Annotated in this window: 9 protein-coding genes; 7 read left to right on the top strand and 2 right to left on the bottom strand. The window is 64.3% G+C overall.

The window, feature by feature from the left end; all coding sequences use genetic code 11:
* The 7 genes from PHAMO_RS10170 to PHAMO_RS10140 all read left to right on the top strand — a co-directional run.
* Positions 1 to 313, top strand: a 313-nt coding sequence (locus PHAMO_RS10170) for a type II toxin-antitoxin system RelE/ParE family toxin (protein WP_328285748.1), incomplete at its 5' end; no start/stop codon positions are given.
* Positions 288 to 605 carry a HigA family addiction module antitoxin gene (locus tag PHAMO_RS10165; protein ID WP_002729033.1) on the top strand — a complete coding sequence of 106 codons (318 nt, stop codon included), beginning with the start codon at positions 288 to 290 and terminating at the stop codon, positions 603 to 605. The genes PHAMO_RS10170 and PHAMO_RS10165, both read left to right, overlap by 26 nt.
* Positions 606 to 758: 153 nt before the next feature.
* Positions 759 to 1,367 carry a BON domain-containing protein gene (locus tag PHAMO_RS10160; protein ID WP_002729032.1) on the top strand — a complete coding sequence of 203 codons (609 nt, stop codon included), beginning with the start codon at positions 759 to 761 and terminating at the stop codon, positions 1,365 to 1,367.
* Positions 1,367 to 2,212, top strand: coding sequence for a transglutaminase family protein (locus PHAMO_RS10155; protein WP_002729030.1), 846 nt, complete (start codon positions 1,367 to 1,369; stop codon positions 2,210 to 2,212). The genes PHAMO_RS10160 and PHAMO_RS10155 overlap by 1 nt, the downstream gene beginning before the upstream one ends.
* Positions 2,213 to 2,235: 23 nt before the next feature.
* Positions 2,236 to 3,192: a glutathione synthase gene (gene gshB / locus PHAMO_RS10150; RefSeq protein WP_002729029.1), complete on the top strand. Its 957-nt coding sequence runs from the start codon at positions 2,236 to 2,238 to the stop codon at positions 3,190 to 3,192.
* Between the two features lie 167 nt (positions 3,193 to 3,359).
* A complete protein-coding gene (locus PHAMO_RS10145; RefSeq protein WP_002729028.1) occupies positions 3,360 to 4,025 on the top strand; it encodes an HAD hydrolase-like protein in 666 nt (221 codons plus the stop codon).
* A 49-nt stretch (positions 4,026 to 4,074) separates the two neighbouring features.
* Complete coding sequence (locus PHAMO_RS10140; protein WP_040566647.1) at positions 4,075 to 5,589, top strand: YifB family Mg chelatase-like AAA ATPase; 1,515 nt, start codon at positions 4,075 to 4,077, stop codon at positions 5,587 to 5,589.
* 7 nt (positions 5,590 to 5,596) lie between these two features.
* Here the strand turns inward: PHAMO_RS10140 and PHAMO_RS10135 are convergent, their stop codons facing one another.
* Both PHAMO_RS10135 and PHAMO_RS10130 read right to left on the bottom strand, forming a co-directional pair.
* On the bottom strand, positions 5,597 to 6,550 hold the full coding sequence (locus tag PHAMO_RS10135) for an NAD-dependent epimerase/dehydratase family protein (RefSeq protein ID WP_002729026.1): 954 nt from the start codon (positions 6,548 to 6,550) through the stop codon (positions 5,597 to 5,599).
* Positions 6,547 to 7,392 (bottom strand): MraY family glycosyltransferase, encoded by an 846-nt coding sequence (locus tag PHAMO_RS10130; RefSeq protein WP_456085335.1) that lies wholly within the window; start codon positions 7,390 to 7,392, stop codon positions 6,547 to 6,549. The genes PHAMO_RS10135 and PHAMO_RS10130 overlap by 4 nt, the downstream gene beginning before the upstream one ends.
* Between the last annotated feature and the right edge of the window lie 117 nt (positions 7,393 to 7,509).

Raw genomic sequence — 7,509 nt, 5'->3', positions numbered from 1 at the left:
GTCATATGACGCGAGGCGTTATAGTCTCCCCATGATCGTTGATTTCGCATGCAAAGAGACTGAACTGGTGTGGCGCGGCGCGTTCAGCCGAAAGCTGCCTCAAGACATCCAGAAGACGGCGTTGCGTAAGCTGAGAATGCTGAATAACGTCAAGCGTCTGGATGATCTGAAAGTTCCGCCGAACAATCGCCTTGAGGCGCTAAAGCATGATCGAACCGGCCAACACAGCATTCGAATCAACGATCAATGGCGTATCTGCTTTGTCTGGACGGAAGGAGGTCCGAACCATGTCGAAATCATCGATTACCACTGACATGATCCCGAACCCGACGCCGGGAGAAATGTTGATGCTCGATTTCATCGAGCCGATGGGACTGAGCCAAAACGGCTTGGCTCGTGCTATCGGTGTTCCCCCGCGCCGTATCAATGAAATCATCCTCGGCAAGCGAACGATTACCGCTGACACCGACTTGCGCTTGGCCCGCTATTTCGGTCTGTCCGAAGGCTTCTGGATGGGTGTCCAAGCCGACTATGAACTCATGGAAAGGCGTCGCCAGATCGAGGCCGATCTTGCCGCCATTAGACCACGCCAGAACGCGGCATGAAGCAAAGCGACGGCGCGTTGAGCGCCCGCGCGAAAGCCAAACGAACGGAGTGAGTGCTGGCGACTGAGGCTATAAACAGCGCTCTTCCGGGAAGAGGCGGTTCCCTCTAAACTGCCGACGAATTGTTATCTATCGCTTTCGGAGGATCAGACCGTGCCCCTTTCGCGCCCTCTGCCGATTATTCTGGCCGCGACCGCGTTGGCGGGTCTGCTCTCGGGTTGCATCCCGGTTCTGATCGGAGCAGGTGCCACCACCGGCGTTGCCGCCGCCGAGGAACGGGGAATGGGCGGATCGATTGACGACCTTAAGATCCGGACCGAAATCAATCATAAATGGTTCGAACGGGATGTTGAGATGTACCGCAAGGTCACCCTCAACATCAGCGAGGGCCGGGTGATGCTGACCGGGGTGGTGCCGACCGAAAAAAACCGTAACGACGCGGCGGAACTGGTCGGGCAGGTCGCGGGCGTGCGCGAAGTGATGAACGAGATCGTCGTGCGCGGCGACGACGAGCCGGGTGGTAGTTCCAGCAGCGACGTGTGGATTCAGCAAAAACTGAAGACCCGGCTGCTCGGCGACAGCGAAATCCGCAACATCAATTATGTCGTCGATGTCTCCGATGCGGTGGTCTATATCCTTGGCATCGCCCAGAACGACACCGAACTCGAACGCGTCATCGCCCATGCCCGTGACATCAACGGAGTCCGCCGCGTGATCAGCCATATCCGCTTGAAGAACGATCCCCGCCGGGCCGGTGGCTGATGACCGAAGCGGCCGGTCTGCGGCGGCGGCTGGCCGATTTGGGTCGGCAGGAGGATGCGGCGATTGCTCCGGTCGAGGCGGCCTTATGGCTGGCGGCGCTGGTCCGACCGGGGGTGATCGATGCGATTCCGACTCATCTCGATACCCTGTCCACGTTGGCTGACACCGTACGCGCCGCCGCCTGGACCGACGAATCCAGCGACCCGGCGGTCGAGCGGCACGCCGCAGCCCTGACCGGGATCGTTCTGCGCCGTCATGGCTTTCAGGCAATCCTCGACTCAGAGGACGACGACCACGATCTGGGCACGGTACTTGAACGCCGGTGCGGCGATCCCGATTCGTTGGGGTTGGTGATGCTCGATATCGCCCGCCGCGCCGGGCTGACCGCCGAGGCACTGGCCTTTCCCTGCCGCCTGCTGCTGCGGATCGAAGATGAAACCGGCCGCCGTCTGATCCTCGACCCCACCGACGCGACGCGGCGGTTCGATACCCCCGATCTGCGCGCCCTGCTCAAGGCGGTTCGCGGGTTGTCGCATGAATTGGAGCCGTCGCACTTTGTTGCGCTCGACAATCGCGCCTTGCTGGTCCGGGTTCAGACCACGGTCAAGCAGCGTCTGCTGCGGCTTGGACGACTGGACCGGGCGCTGACAGTGGTCGAGGGGCTGCTGCTGGTCGCCCCCGATCTGCCGCCGCTGTGGCGCGAGGCCGGACTGATGCATCTGCGTCAAGGCAACCCGCGCGGAGCCGTCGCGGCGTTGGAGCAATTCGTGATTCGCACCTCCGACATCCAGGCCCGCGCGCGGGCCTTGTCTCTGATGGCTGAGTTAAAGTCCCGGCCGCACTGAATTTCCGTTAGGAGCCTCCCCCGATGAGCCTTGTCGTCGCCATCCAGATGGACCCGATCGAAACGATCGATTTCGCGGCCGATTCCACTCTTGCTCTGGCGCTAGAGGCCGAACGGCGCGGCCATTCCCTGCTGCATTACCTGCCGACCGACCTGTCCTGGCAGGCGGGGCGGGTCGAGGCCAAGGTCAGACCGCTGTCTGTCCGTGCCGTCGCCAACGATTATTTCACCCTGGGCGCGCCGGAACGGATCGATCTGGGTTCGGTTGACGTCGTGTTGATGCGTCAGGATCCGCCCTTCGACCTCGCCTACATCACCGCGACTCACCTGCTCGACCACATCCATCCCCGCACCCTGGTCGTCAACGACCCGACCGAGGTTCGCAACGCCCCGGAAAAGCTGCTGGTCACCCGCTTTCCCGACCTGATGCCGCCGACCCTGATCAGTTCCGACCGTGAAGCGATCGCCGCCTTCCGCGCCGAGCATGGCGACATCATTCTGAAGCCCTTGTTCGGAAATGGCGGAGCGGGCGTGTTCCACCTGCCACCCGGCGACGAGAACATCAACTCGCTGCTGGACCTGTTCGGCCAGCTTTCTCGCGAACCACTGATGATCCAACGCTATCTGCCCGAGGTGCGTCAGGGCGACAAACGCATCATCCTGGTCGATGGCGAGCCGGTCGGCGCACTCAACCGCGTTCCCGCGGCAGGCGAAGCCCGCTCGAACCTTCACGTCGGCGGAGAAGCCCGCCCTTCGACCCTGACACCCCGCGAACGCGACATCTGCGCCGCGATCGGTCCGGCCCTGAAAGAGCGCGGGCTGATCTTCGTCGGTATCGACGTGATCGGCGATTGCCTGACCGAGATCAACGTCACCTCGCCCACCGGCATTCGTCAGATCGACCGCTTTGACGGTGTTAATCTGGCTGGGCTGATTTGGGATGCAATCGAGACCCGACGCAGTGCGACGCCATCACATTGATTTATAAAGGCTTCTTAGCCTCTGTCTGCACATGGGGTTGACAGAGGCGACGAAGCCGCCCCACAAACTGCGAATGCGGTTATCGATTTCCCCTGCACCGACGAATGTAGTCAAACTCGTTGCGGCACAGAACGGAAACTGCCGCCCCTTTTCGCGGAGTCCCCGTCATGACCTCCCGGTTAGTGATCTTCGATTTCGACGGCACTCTCGCCGACTCGTTCGGCTGGTTTCTCACCGTGCTCGACGACGTTGCCAAACGCTATCGTTTCCGCCGCGTCGGATCGAATGAAGTCGCGGATTTTCGTCAACTCGATGCTCACCAGATTCTCGACCGCCTCGCCCTACCGCGCTGGAAGGTGCCGCTGGTCGCCGCTCATATGCGCTCTCTACAGGCCAAGGCAGACATCCACCCGTTTCCCGGCATCCCCGCTTTGCTTGACGACCTCTCCCGCAGCGGGCTGCGCCTTGCCCTGGTCAGCTCCAACGCCGCCGCGAACGTGCGCCGCGTGTTGGGGGCGGACACCATCGCCCGGTTCGATCATCTCGATTGCGGTGCGGGTCTGTTCGGCAAAGCAGGACGATTGAAGACCGTGCTGCGCCGCGCCGGAATCGCTGCCGCCCAAGCCATCGCAATCGGCGATGAAATCCGCGACATCGACGCCGCCCGCGCCACCGGAATCGCCGCCGGAGCGGTCAGTTGGGGCTATACCGACGCCAACGCCCTGGCCGCCCGTTCCCCCGATTTTCTGGTGCACAGCCTGGACGAACTGCGCACCCTGCTGCTGGAACGTCCGGCCATTGGTTCTTTTCAGGGCAGGCTGCCCCCTTCATAATGAATTCCCGCCCGAAGCGAATTCTATCGCACCACGTCGCCGAGTTTCGATGACCGCCCACGCTCCCACCGTTGCCTTTGCCGGAATCGACTGCCTCGACATCGACGTTCAGGTCCAAATCGCCGCCGGTCTTCCCGCCTTTACCATCGTCGGCCTGCCGGATAAGGCGGTCGGGGAAAGCCGTGAACGAGTCCGCGCCGCCTTCAACGCATTAGGGCTCGCTCTGCCGCCGAAACGGATCACCGTCAACCTTGCCCCTGCCGATCTCCTGAAGGAAGGCAGCCATTTCGACCTGCCGATTGCATTGGGGCTGCTGGCGGCGATGGAGGTCGTTCCGCCTGACGAGATCGAGGGCTATGTCGCCCTCGGCGAACTGGGGCTGGACGGACGGCTGGCTCCGGTGGCCGGAGTTCTGCCCGCCGCCATCGCCGCCCGCGCCGCCGAAAAAGGGCTGATCTGCCCCGCCGCGCAGGGCGGAGAAGCGGCCTGGGCCGGAGGAATCGAGGTTCTGGCACCGTCATCTCTGCTGGCCCTCATCAATCATTTCAAGGGCACTCAGGTTTTGTCGGTACCCGAGCCGCGCATCGCCGAGGATGAATCGTCCCTACCCGATCTGCGCGACATCAAGGGGCAGGAGACCGCCAAGCGCGCGCTGGAGATTGCCGCCGCTGGCGCTCACAATCTGCTGATGATCGGCCCACCGGGATCGGGAAAATCAATGCTGGCGGCCCGCTTGCCCGGCCTGATGCCGCCGCTGGAACCGGCCGAGGCGCTGGAAGTCAGCATGATCCATTCGGTCGCCGGACAATTGGCCGAGGGCAAGCTGCTGCGCCGCCGCCCTTTTCGCGATCCCCATCATTCCGCCTCCGTCCCCTCGCTGATCGGCGGCGGCCTCCGGGCCAAGCCGGGCGAGGTCTCGCTGGCCCATCACGGCGTTCTGTTCCTGGACGAATTGCCCGAGTTCCAAAGGGGCGCGCTGGAAGCGCTGCGGCAGCCGCTTGAATCCGGCCGCGCCGTCATCGCCCGCGTCAACGCCCACGTCACCTATCCCGCCCGCATCCAACTGGTGGCGGCGATGAATCCGTGCCGCTGCGGTCATCTGGGCGATCCGGCGCTGGCCTGCTCCAAAGCGCCGAAATGCGGCCAGGATTATCAGACCAGGATTTCGGGACCGTTGTTCGACCGCATCGACCTTCACGTCGAGGTTCCGGCGGTCAGTCCCGCCGATCTGGCCCTGCCGCCGCCTGCTGAGGGATCGGAAACAGTGGCGGCCCGCGTCGCCGCCGCCCGCGCCATCCAAGCCGAGCGTTATCGCGGCCAGCCGATCCGTACCAATGCCGAAGCCGATGGCGAGATTCTGGAAGCGGTCGCCGCCCCCGATGCGGCAGGTCGTCGCCTGTTGGCCGAAGCCGCCGAGCAGATGCGACTATCGGCGCGGGGCTGGCATCGGGTGTTGCGCGTTGCACGCACTCTAGCCGACCTGGAGGGAGTCGAAGGTGTCCATCGCCTGCATATCGCCGAGGCGCTGTCCTACCGCCGCTTGATGCCGGGGCGCAACGGATAAGCGCTGGTTACGGATGATCGCGCCGCCACGATTCCGCCAGTGCCGCCAGCCCGGATTCGAGACTGACCGGGGGTGTCCAATCCAGCTCGGCCCGGATCAGCCGGTCGTCGATTTCCAACGAGCCAGTCAGGCGCTGGATCGCCGCCGAACGCCCGGTCATCCGTCCGACCCGTCGTAGCCACCCGACCGGCACCGGCACCAGCCGCGCGGGGCGGTTCAGCGCGGCAGCAAGACGACGGATCAGATCGGGGGTCGAGACCGTTTCGCCATCGCACAGGGTATAGATTCGAAAGCCACCGGGCGCGGGTGGGCGGGCCACCGCACGGGCGATGGCATCGGTCAGATTGCCCAATCCGATCAGGGCGCGGCGATTGTCAACCCGCCCCAACGGCAACGGCAGACCGCGATCGATTGCCCCGATCAGGCGGCGCAGGTTGCCCTTCACCCCCGGACCATGAACCAGTGGCGGCCGCAGCACCGTTACCGCCAGTCCGGTCCGGGCGGCCAGAGCCGCCAGCCCCACCTCGGCTTCGTATTTCGAGATCCCATAAGGATCAACCGGAGCCGCCGTTTCGGGACCGAACGGGGTCTTCTCCGTCTCTTCGCCGTTGGCTTTGATCGAACTGAGGAAAACCAGATGGCGCACGCCCGCCGCCACAGACTGCTCGGCCAGAGCCAGGGTTCCGGCGACATTGGCGGCGCGGAAATCGGCCAGCGGATCGACGCTCGATTCGGTCATCACATGAACGCGGGCAGCAAGGTGAATCACCGCCTCGGCCCCCGTCAGCGCCGCGCGCCAGTCGGTCGCGGCCGACAGACCGGCAACGGAGCGGCGCTCGATCCCCTCGGGCAGGAGTGCGTGCGACCGTACCGCCGCGATGATATCGTGCCCGGCCTCCGCCAAAGAAACGCAGAGCGGACGACCGACAAAACCATTGGCTCCGGTCACGACGATCTTCATCGAAGAATTCCTCCGGCCCAGCGAGACAGCAGCGTCAACAGCGCGGCGACGGTCAGGACCGCCCCCGCTCCGGCCCAAACGGGAGAGCCGGCCGCGGCCAGGACGGCCCAACCGATCAACGCCAGATTTCCGGTCAGGATCGCCACGGTAACCTCGGCATGGGAGCGACCGCCGCGCACCGCCCGCTGATAGAAGTGACGGCGGTGCGGCTGCCAGATCCGCTCGCCATCGACGAGCCGCCACAGCAGGGTAATCGTGGCGTCAGCCAGATAATAGCCGGGCAGGATCAGAGCGGCGGCAAGCTCCCCCTGAGCGGCGAGGCCCACGAGCAACGCTCCCAGCAGATAGCCCAGCGGGATCGAGCCGCAATCGCCCAGAAAAATCCGAGCCGGCGGCCAGTTCCACACCAGGAACCCCATCGCAGCAGCAGCCAAAGCGGCAGCGAAGGGCAGGGAGGCGAGGCCAAGACCGGCGATCAGGGTTACTCCGGCGATCCCCAGCCCGAGACAAGCGGTCTCGGTGCCGGTGATGCCATCGATTCCGTCCATGAAATTATACAAATTGACGAACCACAGCCATCCCAACCCGGCGAGCAGACGGTCGGCCCACAGCGGAAGCATCCCCTGAAACACCAACTGATCGGAACCGAGCAACAGCAGACCGATCGCGACCGCCAGGGCATGAGCGGCGAAGCGGGGCAAGGGCGGCAGACCGTAGCGGTCATCGAGCCACGACAGCCCCATCAGGCCCAGCGCCAGCGTGGCCAGGGTCAGAAAGGCGGCATTGCCTCCCCAAACCGCCACGCCGATCCACACCAGGGCGGCGGCGGGAGTCACCGCCATTNCCCCCCCGCGCGGCACCGCAACGGTATGGCTGGACCGTTCGTTGGGACGGTCGAGAATCTGTTTCCGGGTCAACCAGCCCAGCACCCAGCGGGTCCCCAGACCGGCCAAGGCAAA

This window comes from Magnetospirillum molischianum DSM 120, from assembly GCF_000294655.1.
GTDB classification, from domain to species: Bacteria; Pseudomonadota; Alphaproteobacteria; order Rhodospirillales; family Magnetospirillaceae; genus Phaeospirillum; species Phaeospirillum molischianum.
The sequence above is the reverse complement of the archived record's forward strand: the minus strand, read 5'-3'. Positions and strand labels throughout refer to the sequence as shown.